We start from the raw sequence: 19605 nt of genomic DNA, 5'->3' as shown, positions 1-19605 counted from the left end.
TTTATTGACACGAACGTCAAAGAACAAAATATTTGATTTGGTTAAACTACATAACAAAAATATATTATCAACAATCTTAAAAGTTTATAATTTTTTAGAAAATAAAATTTTATTTTCATTTTACTTTATGGAATTATTTTTAATGAATGTAAAAAAGAATTTAATAATAATTATTGAAGTGAGACTTAAAATTTTTAAGTCTCATGTTATATGTAGAAAAATTTTTATAGATAAAATTAGCAGAATGGGGTGGATAAATGAACAAGTTTTTGAATATTGGGTTGGATATTGGTTCAACTACAGTTAAAATGGTGGTAGTTGATAATAAGCTTAATGTTTTGTATAAAAAATATCTAAGGCACTTTTCAGATATAAAAAATACAGTTGTGAATATGTTTGAAGACTCTAAAACTTTATTATCAAAAAATTTAATAACTATTATGATTACAGGTTCTGGTGGATTAGATATATCTAAAAAATTAGAAATACCTTTTATACAAGAAGTAATAGCATGTACTAATACTGTTGAAATAGTTGCACCCCAAACCGATGTTGCTATAGAATTAGGTGGAGAAGATGCAAAAATAACATATTTAGGAGATTCAATAGAGCAGAGAATGAATGGAACATGTGCAGGTGGAACGGGAGCTTTTATTGATCAAATGGCGGCTTTATTACAAACAGATGCTTCAGGGTTAAATGAGTTAGCAAAAAACTATACGACTATTTATCCAGTTGCTTCTAGATGTGGAGTTTTTGCAAAAACTGATATACAGCCTTTACTTAACGAAGGTGCTGCAAAAGAAGATATTGCAGTATCTGTATTACAAGCAGTAGTAAATCAAACAATAAGTGGATTAGCACAAGGTAAGCCAATAAAAGGTAATGTAGCGTTTTTGGGAGGACCTTTACATTTTATGTCTGAGCTTCGAAAAAGATTTATAGAAACTTTAAAGCTTGAAAAGAAAAATACTATTATACCTGATGACTCACAGTATTTTGTTGCTTTGGGAGCAGCGATATCTTCAAGAAAAGAACGTCAAATTCCTTTTGAATGCTTATATGAAAAGATACCAAATATAACTGCAATAAATGATGGTACTAATAAAGATATAGAGGCATTATTTAAGGATGATGAGGAATACAAAGAATTTCAAAACAGACATTCTAAGCATAAGGTGAAAAGAGCTGATATAAATAAATATAGAGGGAATGCTTATTTAGGAATAGATGCGGGTTCTACAACTACCAAGCTTGCACTTATTAGTGAAGATGGTGAGTTATTATATCAGTATTATGGTAGTAACTTAGGTAGTCCACTACAATCATCAATAAAATCCCTTAAGCAGTTATATGAAAAGCTTAATAAAGATATCAAAATAGTTAATTCAACTGTGACTGGATATGGAGAATATCTTATAAAATCAGCATTAAAAGTAGATATTGGAGAAATTGAAACAGTAGCACACTATAAAGCAGCAGAATTCTTTTTGCCTGGTGTTGAATTTGTTTTAGACATAGGCGGACAAGATATGAAAAGTTTAAAAATAAAAAATAAAGTAATAGAATCAATAATGCTTAATGAAGCTTGTTCTTCTGGCTGCGGTTCCTTTATAGAAACTTTTGCCAAATCGCTAAATATGGAAGTAGAGGAATTTGCAAAGAGTGCTATAAAATCAAAAGCACCTGTTGATTTAGGAACTAGGTGCACAGTATTTATGAATTCAAGAGTAAAACAAGCACAAAAAGAAGGAGCTAGTGTAAGTGATATCTCAGCAGGAATATCAATATCTATAATAAAAAATGCATTATTTAAGGTTATAAGACTAAAAAGAACAGAGGAGTTAGGTAAAAAGATTGTAGTACAAGGAGGAACATTTTATAACGAAGCTGTACTTAGAGCTATGGAAAAAATTATTGGTGCTGAAGTAGTAAGACCTGATATCGCTGGTATAATGGGTGCATTTGGTGCGGCATTAATTGCAAGAGAAAGGTATACGAAAGATTATAAGACTACTTTAATAAACGTAGATGAGTTAGATAATTTTAAGGTCGATACAACAATAAGACGTTGCGGATTATGTGGAAATAATTGTATCCTCACTGTCAACAAATTTTCAGATGGTAGAAGTCATATTTCTGGCAACAGGTGTGAAAGAGGATCAGGAGTAGAAAAGAAAAAAAATGAATTACCAAATCTTTATGAATATAAATATAAAAGATTATTTAACTATAGTCCATTAGCTCTAGAAGATGCATATAGAGGTGAAATTGGTATTCCAAGAGTTATGAATATGTATGAAGATTATCCATTCTGGTTTACATTTTTTACGGAGTTAGGGTATAGAGTTATTTTATCACCTAGATCAAGTAAAAAGATATATGAAGAAGGAATGGATACAATACCTTCAGAATCTGTATGTTATCCAGCAAAGCTTGTACATGGACATATAATGAGCTTGATTGATAAAAGAGTAAACAAAATATTTTATCCTTGTATACCATATAATATAAAAGAAGATGAAAATGCAGATAATCATTATAACTGCCCTATAGTTACATCATATCCTGAAACAATAAATGTTAATGTAGATGCTATAAAAGATAAAAATATTATATTCTATCATCCGTTTTTGCCAATAGATAATCCAAAAAGAATGGCAAAAAGATTAAAAGAAGAATTAAAATATGAAGAGCTTAAAGAGGATGAAATAAAAAAAGCATTGAAGTTGGCCTATGATGAATTAGATAAATATAAACATGATGTAATGAAAAAAGGTGAAGAAGCAGTAAATTTGGTAAATCAAAAAGGTATAAAGGCAATAGTTCTTGCAGGTAGACCTTATCATATAGATCCTGAAATAAACCATGGAATACCTGAGTTAATTCAATCTTTTGGATTTATAGTATTATCAGAAGATGCTATCAAGCATTTAGACAAAGTAGAAAGGCCACTTAGAATAGTAGATCAATGGATGTATCACTCAAGATTGTATTCAGCAGCTCAATTTATAGCAAAACATAAAAATATTGAATTGATACAATTAAATTCATTTGGATGTGGCTTAGATGCAGTAACAACTGATCAAGTCAAGGACATACTTGATAGATATGGTAAAATATATACTTTAATAAAAATTGATGAGATTAGCAATTTAGGAGCAGTAAGGATAAGGATCAGATCGCTTATAGCTGCCATAAATGAAAGAGATAAATCTAATTTTCAGCCTAAAGAATTATATAAAATGCCTAAAAAAATAATGTTTACAAAAGAGATGAGGAAAACTCATACTTTATTAGTTCCACAAATGTCGCCTATTCATTTTCAGTTTTTCAAGACAGCATTTGACAAAGCGGGCTATAATATTGAAATATTGCCTTCTGTAGATAAAACATGTGTTGATGAGGGTTTAAAATATGTTAATAATGATGCATGTTACCCATCAATAATAGTTATAGGTCAAATAATGAAAGCATTGCTATCAGGAAACTATGATTTAAACAATACGTCTGTAGTAATATCTCAAACAGGTGGTGGATGTAGAGCAACCAATTATATTGGATTTATAAGAAAAGCATTAAAGGATGCGGGAATAGACCATGTACCTGTTATATCTGTAAATGCTGTTGGAATGGAGAAAAATCCGGGATTTAAAATTACTATACCATTATTGAAAAATATGATGATGGGATTAATATATGGAGATATATTAATGCGAGTTTTATACAAAGTTAGACCTTATGAAATGATAAAAGGTTCTGCAAATGAATTATACAATGTATGGGTTGATAAGTGTAAAAGATCACTCATAAAAAATAAAATGAGCGATTTTAATAAAAATGTACGAGAAATGATTAGAGATTTTGATAATTTTAAAATAGATGAACATGTTATTAAGCCGAAAGTAGGAATTGTTGGAGAAATATTAGTAAAATATCATCCTACAGCTAATAACGATATAGTTGGGTTATTGGAAAGAGAAGGAGCAGAAGCAGTAGTTCCAGATTTAACAGACTTTCTATTATATTGTGCTTATGATAATAATATAAAATATAATATTTTATCAGGTAGTTATAAGCAAAATATTTTAGGAGATTTAGCTATAAAGGCTATTGAATACTTTAGAAAAGATATGAAAGAAGCGTTGCGTAACAGCAAGAGATTTGAACCTCCAGTAAGCATTTCTGAACTTGGTAAAAAAGCGTCTAAACATCTTTCGTTGGGTAATCAAACAGGGGAAGGTTGGTTTTTAACAGCAGAAATGATTGAATTAATTAATTCAGGGGTTAATAATGTACTATGCCTTCAACCTTTTGCATGTTTGCCTAATCACATTACTGGAAAAGGTATGATTAAGGGATTAAATAAGTCATATCCATTAGCAAATATTGCTGCAATAGATTACGACCCAGGTGCAAGTGAGGTAAATCAGTTGAACAGAATAAAATTGATGTTGTCAATAGCATTTAGAAATTTGGATAAACCGTTGGAAACTTTAGATTTAAATTATAATTTATAAATAAGAAGGGGCAACTCAAAAATATTTTTAGAGTTGCTCCGTTTTTTTATTTATAGGGAATTATAAATTAAAATAGTATGTCTGTGAATAAATATCAAAAAGTCTTCCTTTTTAATCTAAAAATTGAAGACTTTTTGATATTAAAAAATTACAAAAATATATAAAGGCAATAATTCATATTTTATAGTATGCTCCAGATGAAAAAATAATTTATTAAGCTTGGATGTAATATAATAAATGACAATTGCTTGTAGAGAAATTTAACTTTGTTTAAAATGTTGAGGCTAAAATTATAAGTACTATGATAACTATAACTATGCTTACAATTGTGTATAGAGTTCGTTTTCGTATAAAGAACATCTTTGACATCATACCACCTCTATTTTAAAATATATTGAATTACAAATAGATAAAAGCTTATATTATAAAATATTTTACTTCAAAAGGATTTATTACAATAAACTTGTTTTATTAAAAAATTAATAGAATGTAATAAAAATAATTGTGTGATATATAACATTAAATATTACATAATATCGTAATTAAGTAAAAATACAAAGAATCCTTTTAGACGACATATACTTGTGATATACTAAATATAGAAAAAAATACATACTAAGTAAATATATTTATAAATTATATGTTATCGGATCGATTATGGACAAGTCATTTCGTTTATTAATATATCACTGTAGCCTTGGATTTTATCGAAAATCAAATAAACAATGGGAGGTAGGGACATGCTATCAAAATTACAAAATTGCAACAAGAAATTGAAATTAGATGAGCTACCATCAATGATAGCCCATGAAGTAAAAAGAGCTTGTGAATTAATTGATGCTGAAGAGTATTACGGAGCACTTATTCAAATTAAAGACAGTTATGAGGTATTGATAAAGACAATTGTTTTAATTGCTATAATGGATAAAAAAGAATATTTTGAAGAGTTAGATAAAATTCCTAATGACTTATGGCTTAATTATTACCATTATATAGCATATAATAGTACTGAAGTATATAAACATAATGACATTGATAGATTTAAAAAAGCATTTGAAAAGTGTTTTAGTATGTCTTATGAAAATAAAGAAAGAGCAAGAATGTCAAATTTATACGCATATGAAATTAATGAAGTAATAGATTACTTAAATTATCGTGAAATAATAAATGTATTAGTTGATAATAATCTTTCATTGGGTTATTGGAGAGATTTATTGAATAAAGCAAAGAAATTGAAATATATTGATTCTAATATTATTAAAGTATTAGAAGAAGTATACAGTTATACAAAACCAGATTCAAGTAGTGGCTTTGATTTGGTCAATTGGAGAAATACAGAAATCGGACATGGCGCATTAAAATTTTCCAATAATATAGAATTCAAGAATGATTTAAATAATAAACTAGACATATTAATTGAATTGATTGAAAAAGTACAAATGCATTTAGTTAATATCAAATTTAAATACAAAGTGGTTGGTAGTAAGAACAATTATAATGATTTAAGTGGACCAGAAAGAGCACTAGATTTAAAAGAAGAACATTATAAATTAAAATTGAAAATATACGAGAGTCTGAATTTGACGGAAAAGATGAATATTCAAAAATATTATAATTATCAAAACAAGGATATACTTCGTTTAGCAAAAACTATAGATATTGAACCACTCATTACAATTAGTAATAGAGGAATATATTTATTTGATTCTTTTCATTCATGGAAATTTTGTTCCTACTCAATTGATTATCCTAATGGAGTTAAAAATATTAGTACAAAAAGACTAAATAATTGGTTGAATGATAAAAAAAACAAGTATCATTCACCAGTCAATAATGTATATTATAATACACATTCAAATGTCATTCCTCCTGAAGTTAAAGAGGAAATGAAAAAATTAGGAACTTGTAATGATTACTATGAACCAACTTATTTAAAAAATAAAGTTATTGATTATATGGAAAACAATAGTTCTGGAATTTTATTACTTTCTCTTGATCGAGGTATGGGTAAGACAATATTTGCTAGAGCTTTGGATACAAAAAATATTCTTGATGAGGATGTTTATTTAACGAGGGTTATTTATGTTAATAGTTATACAAATTTTTTAAGGACTTCATTTAATGATGAATTGCAAAGGGTTTTTCAACATGGATGTACCATTACAGAATTTAATCTTGAGATTACAAATTCAGGCAAGGGTAATATTCATAGAAAAAATGTATCAAAATATTTAAATAACATAAAAGGAGTGTATCCGAATAAAAAAGTTGTTTTGGTAATAGATGGTTTAGATGAAATACCAGATAGAGTATCAAACACATTATTAGATAGTATTCCAATAAAAAGTGATTTAGATGAAGGCGTATATATAATATTAACTGCACGCAATAATGAAAATAGTACTATAAATTTAATTATTAAGGATATTTTCATTAAAATAACTAAGATTAAAGAAATATGTAATGTTGATGAAGTTAAATATACTATTGTTAGTCATGAATATCAAGATTTTATTAGAGAGTATTTGAAATCGAAAAAGAACAAGAACAAGGTTGAAAAATCCATAAGTGATGAAAGGATGAATGAATTATTAAAGGAACCAGATAGATTGAGAATGGTATATCTAATTATTTATAAATCTTATCTAAAAAATAATGATAATGATATAAAAAACCATAATGAAATTATTAAATATCACTTAAAAAAATTAATAAAAAAAACAGGAAATAATGCTAGATACAACAATATAATCCATAAACTTATTGGGTTATTAGCGTTTATCGAAGAGCCATTAACCCTTTATGAGATACATTATTTAGTTTCTGTATATACTAATGAAATTGAATTAATTGGACATTTGTCTGATTTAAGCCCTTTTATTAGGGTAGATAGAAATTCTGATTCCAACAATCGATACTCATTAAGTCATAATTTGTGGGTTGAGCAGGTAAAAAAACTATATAAAGAAAATATTAGCAATATAAGATTTGAATTAAAAAAATTGATTAAATCAATTACAGTTGATAATATAGAACAAATATTGAATAGAAGTAAGAAAGATATTAAAAAAGATATTAAAGAAAATATTGAAAAAAATCTTGAAATAGAGAAGAGTATTTATAAAAATTTAGATTATTTATTAGGATTAATAACATTATTTTCATATAGTAAAAAAATTTATGCTGATAAAGATGAACTTTTGAAAGATACTGAATTAGAAAAAAAAGTTTTTGAACTAGTTAAATTCATAAAGGAACTAAAAGATCATTCAAAAAAATATCCTATACTTAAAAATAGAAAAATGACTTTGCTTAATTACCTTGAAGATATTGAGAAATATAAAAAAGATATAAATAATCAAGATTCTGTTTTATCACCTTATGTATTAAGAGAGATTGCAAATTATATTCGCGATAATAGACCTATTGATGAATATTCTAAAGCAGATACTTACTATAATAGAGCATTAGAGTTACTAGAAAAAGATAATAAAAGGATTAGTAATGAATATTATGATATATTTAATAGCAAAGGATTGCTATACAGAAAATGGAGAAAGAATAAAGAAGCAATAAAAATATTCAAGGAATGTGGAGAGCATTTTGCAAATTTAAAAAATGATGATTATAATTTATTGTATGCTAAGATAATTTCTAATATTGGTATTGAGCTAAGAAATATTACCTTTTGTAGTAAAGATATGAGTTTGCTTGATAAATCAGTAAATTACTTTAGGAAAGCTATTGATATTAAGAAGGAATTAAATGAAATATATATAGAACGAGATGATGGTGATACTTTAGCGTTTTCTTATCATAGTTTGGGTCTTACTTACTTTTATAAAGCTGTATTAGAAAATTTAGAACGAGATGACATTTATAAGTTTGAGGAGTATTGTAAGGATACTATTAAGTTTAAGAAATATTGTAGTGAAAATGGTATGAAACCTGAATGTAAGATGGTATTTAATCAAGCGATAGATTTATATAAAGATTCTATAAATCAGTTTAAATTAGTAAAGAGTCGAGGTTATAGTATTTACGAAGATGTTATGGTTTATTGTAAAAGCCATCTAGCAACTATTTATTGGGTTCTAAATAAAAATGAAGAAGCAAAAAAAGAATTTATTGAAGCACATGAAATATTTATATTAAATATACAAAATCAGTCCATTAATTATTGTAAGATGTTGTGTTACAACATTGTGAATTTATTGCAAGTTTTAAAAGAGTTACACTTATCAGATGATTTAAAGAGATATTATGGAGAATTAGATGATATCCTAAAGGTTTATGACAATAAAATTGAAAAATTAAAGCTAAGAGAAAGTTATAGAGATTTTATCATTTCATATAAGGGATTCGTTAATGTACCAGGTGAAGTTGCTACTGCAAAAGAATAGGATTAAAGGAGAAATGATGATGACTAAAGAAGAGTTAATGAAGTTTGAAGAATTTATTTTGGATTCATTTAGTAATGATATAATGAACAGGGAATTAAGATTGTCTCTTGAAGAAAAAGAGTATTTAGAGAAGATGTACTCTAGAGTTATTATAGAAGAGATGGATGAATACAAATCAGGGGAAAAAAAAGAATGGTACAAAGTTAGCTTTCCATCACTATAACTGTTTTAATAAAGAATTCTAATTCTATATATTTTAAAGTTTTTATAACTTGAAAGCATTATATTTAATGACATTGATTTCGTGTTAAGACGTACATATGTAAAGATATTACTAATATTTAGAAAAAATAGTATATTGTACGTAACAAGCATTATATTAAGGGGGATTGCCTTATGCAATGTAAGTATTTTTCAAATATAATGATTCCATTTAGCTATGAAAATACATATGCAAAGTTATTAGAAACCATTGAATTTAAGAAGAATGATAAAGGGGTTTGCTGCTGGCGAAAAGAAGAGATAAAAACAGAGCGGTTTTATGAACATATAGATAATCTTATAGCTAGCTCTGGATATGAATCATTAGAAAGTGATAATTACTGTAAAAATGTAGGACAAAAATTTGTACTTGATCAAAATAATGGGAGAAATTTTTTTCATCAAAGGAGATATAAGAGTATTGATGTAGGTGTTAAAGAAGCCAATACGCCAATAGTTCCCGCACAGAACAAAGATCAATTAACTTTTAATGATGAAAAGAATGGAGATTTTAATTTTAGTATAGAAAGTATAGAGATGTATATTATTGAAACCAATATCGGATTTATAAATTATAAAATGAGGTACTTTAATAAAGAAAATAATCAAAAAAAGGATGACAAAATAGAAGTAGATCAATTGATTGATTATATATACAGATTAAAAAAGCTATATTCATTTAATGATGGTAATATTGAGTTACATAAAAGAATTGGAAAAGACCAATACATAAAATTTCGGTTTTGCATGGCTTCATTAACACAATCAATCATTAGTGATACTGGAATAAAAGTTAAAACATTTTTTGAATCCCAACAACAAAAACCTAGACAAGCCTTGATTTATACTGGTGTTTTGCTAGAAGAAGAAATAAAGCAAAAGAAATCGTTAGAGTATATGTTCTATTTAAGGCATGGATTTAGACATAATTACAATATTTCTCATACAGAATATTCTATCCAAAACAATGAAGAAGTTTTTAGTCCTTTTGAAAATATTCTTTGGGGAGTTTCTATGGAAGGCTGTGGAGCGTTGGCTTTTCCTATGGAGAATAATAATGATGACTTTATCACTCAAGGATTTTTAGAAAGAGCACAACATTCTTATTTTTATATGTATCTTTTAGCATTAAGCCAAAGGCATAGTTTAATTAATTTCTCTATAGAGGCATCAACCCTTCCAAGCAAATTAAAAATAGAGGATGATCCACAACAAAAAATAAAAGTAATAAATAATCTAAAAGAAAGAATTGCGTTTTTTAATCTCAAATGGATGTTCAAACATCTTTCTAATATTTCTCATTATGTTAAATTTTACGAATTACTAAGGCGAAATTTGAGAATAGAAGAGGTATTAACCGAACTCGATTTTGAATTGTCCATTTTATCACAGATGATTAGATTTGCTGAAGAAGAAGTAAAGGAAAAAGAGCTTAAAGACAGAGAGTTGGAAAAAGAAAAAGAAGAAGAACGTCAGAAGACCTTTAATAAACTAATATTAATTATAACATCTCTATTTGCTATCATTCAAACCACTGGTTCATTGTGGCCACTGATAGATGGATATAAAAGGATAATTAGTTCAGGAAACAAGTCGATTATTTTTATTATTATTGAGGTGATTTTTGTATTAGTTTTTCTTATTTTGATTGTACAGGCTGTTTCAAAGAGGAAAAAATAATTATTGTTAAGGGGTGGATGAATTCTGGTCAATAAGAGGCTAGTGTAACTCTAACTCGTTTCGTTCCTAGAAGTAAGCGACTTAACCCAAATCTATAGATTTGAGTTCTCTACTTTCTAAATCTTTGCTCAAAATAGTTTTTGATATCATGATTATGCGATTTTAACATTTTCATTTGTCTTTAATTAATCCTTCAATCAGTAACTCCTACTCACTTCGTTCCTAGGAGTAAGCGACTCACACAAAATCGTAGATTTTGGTTCGCTGCTTAAAAAAAACTGACTGTAAAAGTCAGTTTTAATAAGGTGATTTTTCATTTAAAAAGTATATAGACATTGTACCAGGGCCTGAATGAGCACCTATCGTACAACCCATCAAGTTTATAAGAAAAGAATTACAATTATATTTTTCTTTAAGAAGTTCTTTAATTTTTATAGCATTAGGTTCATCATCTGCATGACATATTCCTATTAATTGCTTGTCTAAATCGACACCTCTTTCACCAATTATTTCAACCATTCGTTTTAACAGTTTCTTTTTACCACGTACTTTTTCTAAAGGAACCAGTTTACCATCTTCAACATTTAAAATAGGTTTTATATTAAGCATACTACCAATAACAGCTGATGCTCTACTGACTCTACCACCTCTAAATAAATATTCTAAATCATCAACTGTAAATATGTGTTCCATATGATTACAATAAAAATCTAATACTTCTAGTATTTCTTGTTTGCTTTTACCTTCTTTAGCAAGTTGAGCAGCTTTATAGACAACTAAACCAAAACCTAGAGAAGCACATTTAGTGTCTATTATATCTAAATCAAAATCAGGATATTTTTCTAAAATTTCTTGCTTTACCAATAAAGATGTTTGGTATGTACCAGATAAACCAGATGAAAAAGCAATATAGATGCAACTTTGCTTAGCTTTAGCATATTTTGAAAATACTTCTTTTAAATCAGGTATAGAAAGCTGAGCTGTTTTCGTAGAAGAACCCTTTTTCATATTTTCATATAAAAACTTAGGATTAATATTCACAGTGTCTTTATATTCCTGTTCATCAACGTAAACAAGTATTGGCATAAGTTCTATGTCAAGTTTTTCAATTATATCTTTTGGAAGGTCACATGCACTATCAGTTATAATTTTAATACACATATTATCAATCCTTTCTTTGTAAAAACAATCAATTATATTATATTACAATAACATAGTTATGTAAATTATGAAATATCAGTTATCGGTTTAAAGTGTAAATAATTGAGTGAGGAAATATCTATGTAGAAAAAAAATAAAAAACTTGTTATAATATATTTGAAAGCTACGGACTGTATACAAAATGCAACCAATTTAGATAAAGGTTAGAAAAGAGGTAGAAAAATGGTTAAAATAGAAGTTTGTATTGGTAGTGCGTGTCATTTAAAAGGTTCTTATGATGTGATCAAGAAACTTCAAAGTATTATAGATGAAAGAAGTTTAGAAGATAAAATAGAAATTAAAGCCTCTTTTTGTCTAGGAGAATGCACAAAAGCTGTATCTGTTAGAGTTGACGAAGAAATAGTTGTATCGGTTGATAAAGATAGAGTAGATGAATTCTTTAGTGAGTATATAGAGAGGAGATTATAAGATGAAGTTCATGCATTTTTCTAAAGATAAATGTAATCATTGCTATAGATGTTTAAGAGCTTGCGACTCTAAAGCTATAAAGATATTAGATGATATAGCAAGAATAGAAGATGATTTATGTATAGCTTGTGGGCAGTGTTATACTGTATGTCCACAACATGCAATAAGTATAAATAATTATATTCAAGATGTTAAAGATGCAATAAAAGATAATAAAAAAATCATAGCAAGTATAGCTCCATCTTTCCCAGGTGCATTTGAATTAGATGATTCTGGTCAGATTGTATCAGCATTAAAAAAACTGGGATTCTCTATAGTTGAAGAGACTTCAATAGGTGCAGAAATAGTTATCGATTATTACAGGGAATATGTAGAAAAAGGAGAGTATAAGAATTTAATATCTACTAGTTGTCCAGCAGCAAATTATTTGGTAGAAAAATATTATCCTTCTCTTGTTGATTATATGATTCCAGTAGTGTCGCCGATGATAGCTCATGGTAAAATATTAAAGCATATGTATGGAATGGACTCTTATGTAGTATTCATTGGTCCATGTATTGCAAAAAAATATGAGAGCAAAGATTTTGAACATGAGGGGGTAATCGATAGTGTCTTGACTTTTGAAGAACTATCACAATGGATTATTAATGAAAACATAAATATTAAATCTCTTAAGCCAGAAAAATTCGACAGAAGATCTAGTAAATCAGGAAACTTATTTCCTATAAGTGGGAGTGTATTTTCTCATAATATAGACAAGAAAAATTGTAAATATGATTTTATAACGGTTAATGATATCAAAGAATGTAAAGAAATTTTGAGTTATTTAGAATCTGGTAGTATAGAAAATCTTTGTGTTGAACTTAATGTATGTAACGGTAGCTGTATTGGTGGTCCAGGTATGCCAAAAGATAACAGCAACTATTACAGTAGATATGAAAGAGTAAGAAAATATGTCAGTAATAAAGAATATATAGAAAATGAAGATATTCATAAAATGACTCATATGTTAAATTTCCATAAGAAATTTTTTGACAAAAAAGTTGATAGAAAAATAGCAAGTCCAGAAGAAATGAGAAATATATTAAGAAATATGGGTAAATATGAAGAAAAAGATGAGTTAAATTGTAATGCTTGTGGTTATCAGACATGTAAAGAGAAGGCACAATCAGTTTACGAAGGTATGTCTGAAATCAAAATGTGTTTGCCGTTTATGAAAACAAAGGCTGATAGTTTGAAAAATGTTATATTTGAATATAGCCCAAATGTAATATTTTTATTAGATAATAATTTATTTGTAAAAGAGTTTAATCCAACATCAGAGAGAGTTTTTAATATAAATTCAGAAAATATTATTGGCAAACCTATATCATTTATAATAAAAGATGATTTATTTTTAAAAGTAAAAGAGACTAAACAAAATTTAATAAAAGAGAAAATGTCCTTTCCACAATATGGTGTAACTTTATTTACAAATATACTTTATTTAAATGAAGAAAATGTAATATTAGCGATAATGACAGATATTACAAAAAATGAAAAGAATAAGAAAGAACTAGTAAGGGTTAAAGAGAATACATTTAATGCTGCGCAAGAAGTAATAAACAAGCAGATGAGAGTAGCACAAGAAATAGCTAGCTTATTAGGAGAAACGACAGCTGAAACTAAAATGATATTAACAAAACTTAAAGAAATGCTTTAGAAAAAAGTTTATATTTGAAATTTATATATTTAGTTTAGCTAAATAGTTAATAAATATCATATAGTGATGAGGGGTTGTTTTTATGGGTCTATTTATTGATGTTGCCTATGATAGTATAAATAAATATGGCGAAGAATTGTGTGGAGATAAAGTAGAAATAATAAAATCAGATGATAAGGTTATTGTAGTTACTGCTGACGGTTTAGGTAGTGGCGTTAAGGCTAATATATTATCAACACTTACAACGAAAATAGCGGGTACAATGTTAAATAAAGGTGCTAGTATTCATGAAACTGTTACTACAATTACAAATACTCTGCCTGTATGTAGTGTGAGAAAACTCGCATATTCTACTTTAGGAATAATACAAGTTTCTCTTGATGGAAAAGCGTATATAGTAGAATATGATAATCCGCCTATAATAATAATAAGAGATAATCAAATATTAGATATACCTAAAAAGGAAAGTTATATAAATGATAAGCTTGTTAAAGAAAATAATATACAACTTCAAGAAGGAGATGTATTAGCTTTAGTAAGTGATGGAGCAATACATGCTGGTGTTGGAGGTGTGCTTAATCTAGGATGGCAGTGGGAAAATGTTGCAGAATATGTATTAAGACAGGCACAAAAAGAAAAAAGTGCAAGGAATATTTCCAGAAATCTTTTAAAAACCTGTAATGAACTATATATGGGAAAACCCGGAGATGACACAACAGTTATAATAGTTAAAATAAGGAAATCAGAAGTAGTTAATTTATTTACAGGACCGCCGGAAAATCCTGAGCTTGATAAGTGGCTAGTTAATGATTTTCTTAGAACAAAAGGTAAAAGGATTGTTTGTGGTGGTACAGCGGCAAACATAATGGCAAGAGAAATGGACGAAAAAGTAGAAATTAGACTTGAAGATTTAACACCAAACGTTCCACCTATAGCACATATAAAAGGGATAGATCTTGTAACAGAAGGAGTATTGACTTTAAGTAAAACTGTAGAATGTTTGAAAAATTATATAGTTGAAGGAATATATACCTGTGATGAACATAAGCAAAAAAAGGATGGAGTACATTTACTGATGGATATTCTACTAAATGACTGTACTCACTTGAATTTATGGGTTGGAAAAGCAGTAAATCCTGCACACCAAAATCCCGATATTCCATTAGATTTACGAATAAAGCTTAACGTTGTTAATGAGCTTTGTGAATTGATGAAGAGTTTAGGTAAGATTATTAATATAAAGTATTTTTAGATACCTAAAATCCATCTATATCCGATGGGTTTTAGGTATATTTATAACAAGGTTCAAGATGTTCCCCACCTCTATAGATGGCGGGTACGGATTATGTTTAGCAGGCGGTGTGCATATCTGTTATAATAAAAGTTTGACAAAATCTAATAAATGCGTTATCCTAAGTTCAATAATAATTGTTATATTTTGCAATGAAAGCGGTGAATTTTTTTTGAAAATTGAATGTAATACCTCTGCTATTGGTGTATTTGATTCGGGTATGGGGGGAATAAGCGTTTTAAGGGATATAGTAAAACTTATGCCTAATGAAAGATATATATATTATGGTGATTCCGCAAATGCGCCTTATGGTATAAAAAGAAAAGAAGAGATTATAGAATTATCTATTAAGGTTTGTGATTTTTTAGTGTCTAAAGGAGTTAAAGCGATTGTTGTTGCATGTAATACTGCGACTAGTGCAGCAGTCAAAATTTTAAGAGATAGATATTCAATACCTATTATAGGAATGGAGCCAGCTGTTAAACCTGCATTAAATATTGCAAAGGGAAAGAATATTGTTGTATTAGCAACTCCGATTACATTAAAAGAGACCAAATTTAAAAGTTTGTTAAATAGGCTTAATGCTTTAGAAAGAGTATTAAAAATACCAGCACCAAAATTAGTAGAGTTAGTAGAATCAGGTGATATTAATTGTACTATAACAAAGTCAATTGTTAAAGATTATATAAAAAATATAGATATGAGTGAAGTAGGTGCAATAGTATTAGGTTGTACTCATTTTGTGTTTTTAAAAAAAATTTTAAAAGAGGTAATAAATTATGATATACCTATAATAGATGGTAATAGAGGGACAGCAACACATCTAAAAAATTTGTTAGAATTACAACAAATGTTAACTACCCAGATATTGGAAACTTCATATATCGAATATTATAATTCAAGCAAAGATTTATCTATGATAGAGTTATCGAAAAAATTATATAACATGTAAAAGAGATACCTCAAAATTATTTTGAGATATCTTTTTTTTCTTTAATACTATTCTAAAGTATGATTCTTAATATTTTAAGAATACTATATAATTATCTTATTATTAATTGGACTAGATAAAATTATGGAAGTTTGTGTATTACCAGATAGTTTTATTTCATCTATAAGTTGTTCTAGTTCTTGGATGTCTTTAACTAATACTTTTAAGTTGAGACAATCTCCTCCAGTTACATGATGACATTCTATTATGCTTTTTTTATTCTTTGCATATTCTAAGAATTGTTCATACCTGCCTTCCTTCATATTTAAAGATATAAAAGCTGTTATGTTTTTATTGAGTTTAACTGGATTTATAATAGCTCTATAACCTTCAATAATGCCTACATCTTCTAGTTTTTTAACTCTCTCAGCAACTGCTGGAGGGCTTAATGAAACTAATTTACCTAAATCTTTCATAGATATTCTACCATCATTCTGTAATATTTCAATAATTTTCGAGTCTGTAATATCCATCTTAACCTCCACTTTATTTATTTAATAAATATATAAAAACAAATTATTAATTTAAGTAATTTTATTATAACACCTTTATTTGTATATGTACATAATTAAAAATCGGTGATAGAATAAAGTCAAATAAAGGTGGCTAAAATAGAGATTTTTCCACAAATTATATTATATAAAGTTGATGTGGTAGGAGGTCTATATTATGAAGAAGGTTGGTATAACAGAGACTGTATTAAGAGATGGTCATCAATCATTAATAGCAACAAGAATGACGACTGATGAGATGTGTCCTATATTAGAAAAGATGGATGAAGTAGGGTATCATTCTTTAGAAATGTGGGGTGGAGCTACTTTTGATGCTTCTCTGAGATTTTTACAAGAAGATCCTTGGGAAAGATTGAGAACAATAAGAAAGAAAGTAAAAAATACAAAGCTTCAAATGCTTCTTAGAGGACAAAATTTATTAGGATATAAGCATTATGCTGATGATGTAGTAGAAGAATTCGTTAAAAAAGCCATATATAATGGTATTGATATAATAAGAATCTTTGATGCATTAAATGATATACGTAACATAGAGAAAGCTTTGTTGACTACAAAAAAAGAAGGTGGTCACGCACAAGCAGCAATTTCTTATACAATTAGTCCAGTTCATAATACCGAATATTATCTAAAACTAGCAAAGTCAATGGAAGAATTAGGAGCGGATTCTATATGTATAAAAGATATGGCAGGAATATTAACCCCATATTATGCGTATGAACTTATTTCAAGACTTAAGGAATTCATATTAATTCCTATTCAATTGCATACTCATTATACAAGTGGTATGGCTTCTATGACTTATCTTAAAGCTATAGAAGCAGGTGTTGATGTTGTTGACACAGCCATATCTCCATTTGCACTTGGAACTTCACAACCACCGACAGAGCCATTAGTAGCAGCACTTCAGGGTAGTCAATATGACACGGGACTAGACTTAAAATATTTAAATGAAATAGCAGATCATTTTAAACCTATTAGAGAAAAGTATTTAAAAAATGGTCAACTTAATCCTAAATTATTGGGAGTTGATGTTAATACTTTGATTTATCAAGTTCCAGGTGGTATGTTATCAAATTTAATTTCACAGCTAGTACAGCAAGGTGCAATGGATAAATTTGAAGAAGTTTTAAAAGAAGTTCCAAGAGTTAGAGAAGATTTAGGATATCCACCATTAGTAACACCTATGAGTCAAATGGTTGGAACTCAAGCAGTATTCAATGTAATATTAGGTGAAAGATATAAAATGATTCCAAAGGAAATCAAGGCTTATGTTAGAGGAGAATATGGAAGACCTACTACTAAGATTTCAGATAAAATCAAAAAGAAAATAATAGGTGATGAAGAAGTAATAGATTGTAGACCAGCAGATTTAATAAAACCGCAACTAGAAGGTATTAGAAACAGAGTAAAAGAATATTTGGAACAAGAAGAAGATGTTTTATCTGATGCATTATTCCCTCAAGTATCAGTTGAATATTTCAAATACAGGCAAGCACAAAAATATATGATTGATAGTAGCTGTGTAGATACAGAACAAAAGACATATCCAGTCTAAAAAGCAATCCCAGAGGGTAAATTAACTCTCTGGGATTTGATGTATTTATAGTAAAATAATTGTCAATAATCAAGATAGATTCGATGTCAAAATTTTTATTTATTAAAGGGTGAAAAAGTGAAGAAAAGATTATTGATAATTATTTTAATTGTTTTAATCATTGTAACATTATTCATAACAGTAATAGTAAAAAGGCATAATAATAAAATTACCATAGGTGTTTCTATTATACCTGAGGAAACATTTATTAAAGAAATTGCTAAGGATAAGGTAGATATTGTAACATTGATTCCATCAGGTTATAGCCTAGCTAATTATGAGCCTTCAGCAAAAGATATAGAGAAATTTAGTAAAGTAAATTTGTATTTAAGTATTGGAATACCATTAGAAGATAATATTATTCCAAAGTTAAAAAAAATCAGTAAAAATATGAATATCATCAATCTTGTGGATATAGTTAAAGAAAACCATGAACTTATATATTTAAAGCAAGACAGTATTGATCCATACATATGGATGTCTCCAATACGTGTTATAAGTATGGTAGATGAGATAGCTGAACAACTTGGAAATATAGATAAAAAAAATAAAGATTATTATATTAAAAATGCTAATGAATATAAAAAGAGATTAGAAGGAGTAAATAATAGATTTAAAAAAGAACTTGGAAAAAAAGGCAATAAATACTTTATAATGTATCATCCATCTTTAGCTTATTTTGCTGATGATTACGGGTTAGAAATGATTGTTATACAAGCTCAATGCGATGGGTTAAAATTACAAAAAGTAATTAATGAAGCTAGATTTAAAAATATTAAAGCAGTATTATATCAATCAGAAACAGATAGTTCTCAAGTTCAGGTATTAGCAAGAGAAATAGGAGGTATAACTTATAAAATAAATCCTCTAAGTAAAGATTACATAAAGAACTTACTTAGTATTTTAGATTATTTTAAAGAGATAAATTATAGTTGAATAATCTGGATTAGTATAAACTAGATATATAAAAATTGTTATAGTAATAATTTTGTTTGTAACCTTTAAATATAATGAATACGTTT

General features: G+C 27.7%; 12 protein-coding genes. 10 read left to right on the top strand and 2 right to left on the bottom strand.

All coding sequences use genetic code 11. The features are described from left to right. The first annotated feature begins 257 nt into the window (after positions 1-257). From AYC61_RS11605 to AYC61_RS11590, 4 genes are all read left to right on the top strand, one after another. A complete protein-coding gene (locus AYC61_RS11605; RefSeq protein WP_066502219.1) occupies positions 258-4520 on the top strand; it encodes a 2-hydroxyacyl-CoA dehydratase in 4263 nt (1420 codons plus the stop codon). Between the two features lie 740 nt (positions 4521-5260). After that, the gene (locus AYC61_RS11600; RefSeq protein WP_066502217.1) at positions 5261-8923 is read left to right on the top strand and encodes a hypothetical protein; all 3663 of its coding nucleotides are present in this window, start codon (positions 5261-5263) and stop codon (positions 8921-8923) included. A gap of 19 nt (positions 8924-8942) precedes the next feature. Beyond that, entirely contained in the window at positions 8943-9146 is a 204-nt protein-coding gene (locus AYC61_RS11595; RefSeq protein ID WP_066502215.1) for a hypothetical protein, read from the top strand. 173 nt (positions 9147-9319) lie between these two features. Further along, positions 9320-10864: a hypothetical protein gene (locus AYC61_RS11590; protein WP_066502214.1), complete on the top strand. Its 1545-nt coding sequence runs from the start codon at positions 9320-9322 to the stop codon at positions 10862-10864. Positions 10865-11161: 297 nt separating this feature from the next. Here the strand turns inward: AYC61_RS11590 and AYC61_RS11585 are convergent, their stop codons facing one another. Beyond that, a complete protein-coding gene (locus AYC61_RS11585; protein ID WP_066502209.1) occupies positions 11162-12025 on the bottom strand; it encodes a DegV family protein in 864 nt (287 codons plus the stop codon). A gap of 222 nt (positions 12026-12247) precedes the next feature. On the opposite strand from AYC61_RS11585, the gene AYC61_RS11580 reads away from it, so the two are divergent. The 4 genes from AYC61_RS11580 (at position 12248) to murI (ending at position 16438) form a co-directional block, all read left to right on the top strand. Then, on the top strand, positions 12248-12493 hold the full coding sequence (locus AYC61_RS11580) for a (2Fe-2S) ferredoxin domain-containing protein (protein ID WP_066502205.1): 246 nt from the start codon (positions 12248-12250) through the stop codon (positions 12491-12493). 1 nt (position 12494) lies between these two features. Then, the gene (locus tag AYC61_RS11575) at positions 12495-14195 is read left to right on the top strand and encodes a [Fe-Fe] hydrogenase large subunit C-terminal domain-containing protein (RefSeq protein ID WP_066502197.1); all 1701 of its coding nucleotides are present in this window, start codon (positions 12495-12497) and stop codon (positions 14193-14195) included. An 82-nt stretch (positions 14196-14277) separates the two neighbouring features. After that, positions 14278-15447, top strand: a complete 1170-nt coding sequence (locus tag AYC61_RS11570) for a SpoIIE family protein phosphatase (protein ID WP_066502196.1) — start codon at positions 14278-14280, stop codon at positions 15445-15447. Positions 15448-15658: 211 nt separating this feature from the next. Then, positions 15659-16438 carry a glutamate racemase gene (murI, locus tag AYC61_RS11565; RefSeq protein ID WP_242866784.1) on the top strand — a complete coding sequence of 260 codons (780 nt, stop codon included), beginning with the start codon at positions 15659-15661 and terminating at the stop codon, positions 16436-16438. 83 nt (positions 16439-16521) lie between these two features. Here murI and AYC61_RS11560 read toward each other — a convergent pair whose 3' ends face one another. Beyond that, positions 16522-16950, bottom strand: coding sequence for an Lrp/AsnC family transcriptional regulator (locus AYC61_RS11560; RefSeq protein ID WP_066502195.1), 429 nt, complete (start codon positions 16948-16950; stop codon positions 16522-16524). 196 nt (positions 16951-17146) lie between these two features. Between AYC61_RS11560 and AYC61_RS11555 the strand changes: the two genes are divergently transcribed. Beyond that, the gene (locus AYC61_RS11555; RefSeq protein ID WP_066502194.1) at positions 17147-18544 is read left to right on the top strand and encodes an oxaloacetate decarboxylase subunit alpha; all 1398 of its coding nucleotides are present in this window, start codon (positions 17147-17149) and stop codon (positions 18542-18544) included. A gap of 117 nt (positions 18545-18661) precedes the next feature. Next, entirely contained in the window at positions 18662-19519 is an 858-nt protein-coding gene (locus AYC61_RS11550) for a metal ABC transporter solute-binding protein, Zn/Mn family (RefSeq protein WP_066502190.1), read from the top strand. The last annotated feature ends 86 nt before the right edge of the window (positions 19520-19605 follow it).

Source organism: Abyssisolibacter fermentans (assembly GCF_001559865.1).
Classification (GTDB): domain Bacteria; phylum Bacillota; class Clostridia; order Tissierellales; family MCWD3; genus Abyssisolibacter; species Abyssisolibacter fermentans.
Note: the sequence above shows the minus strand (reverse complement) of the source record. Positions and strands in the feature narration are given on the sequence as shown.

Bases quoted from the DNA above. Each gene is read 5' to 3' on its own strand.
- AYC61_RS11605 (WP_066502219.1), top strand. From the start codon at position 258: ATGAACAAGTTTTTGAATATTGGGTTGGATATTGGTTCAACTACAGTT.
- AYC61_RS11600 (WP_066502217.1), top strand. From the start codon at position 5,261: ATGCTATCAAAATTACAAAATTGCAACAAGAAATTGAAATTAGATGAG.
- AYC61_RS11595 (WP_066502215.1), top strand. From the start codon at position 8,943: ATGACTAAAGAAGAGTTAATGAAGTTTGAAGAATTTATTTTGGATTCA.
- AYC61_RS11590 (WP_066502214.1), top strand. From the start codon at position 9,320: ATGCAATGTAAGTATTTTTCAAATATAATGATTCCATTTAGCTATGAA.
- AYC61_RS11585 (WP_066502209.1), bottom strand. From the start codon at position 12,025: ATGTGTATTAAAATTATAACTGATAGTGCATGTGACCTTCCAAAAGAT.
- AYC61_RS11580 (WP_066502205.1), top strand. From the start codon at position 12,248: ATGGTTAAAATAGAAGTTTGTATTGGTAGTGCGTGTCATTTAAAAGGT.
- AYC61_RS11575 (WP_066502197.1), top strand. From the start codon at position 12,495: ATGAAGTTCATGCATTTTTCTAAAGATAAATGTAATCATTGCTATAGA.
- AYC61_RS11570 (WP_066502196.1), top strand. From the start codon at position 14,278: ATGGGTCTATTTATTGATGTTGCCTATGATAGTATAAATAAATATGGC.
- AYC61_RS11560 (WP_066502195.1), bottom strand. From the start codon at position 16,950: ATGGATATTACAGACTCGAAAATTATTGAAATATTACAGAATGATGGT.
- AYC61_RS11555 (WP_066502194.1), top strand. From the start codon at position 17,147: ATGAAGAAGGTTGGTATAACAGAGACTGTATTAAGAGATGGTCATCAA.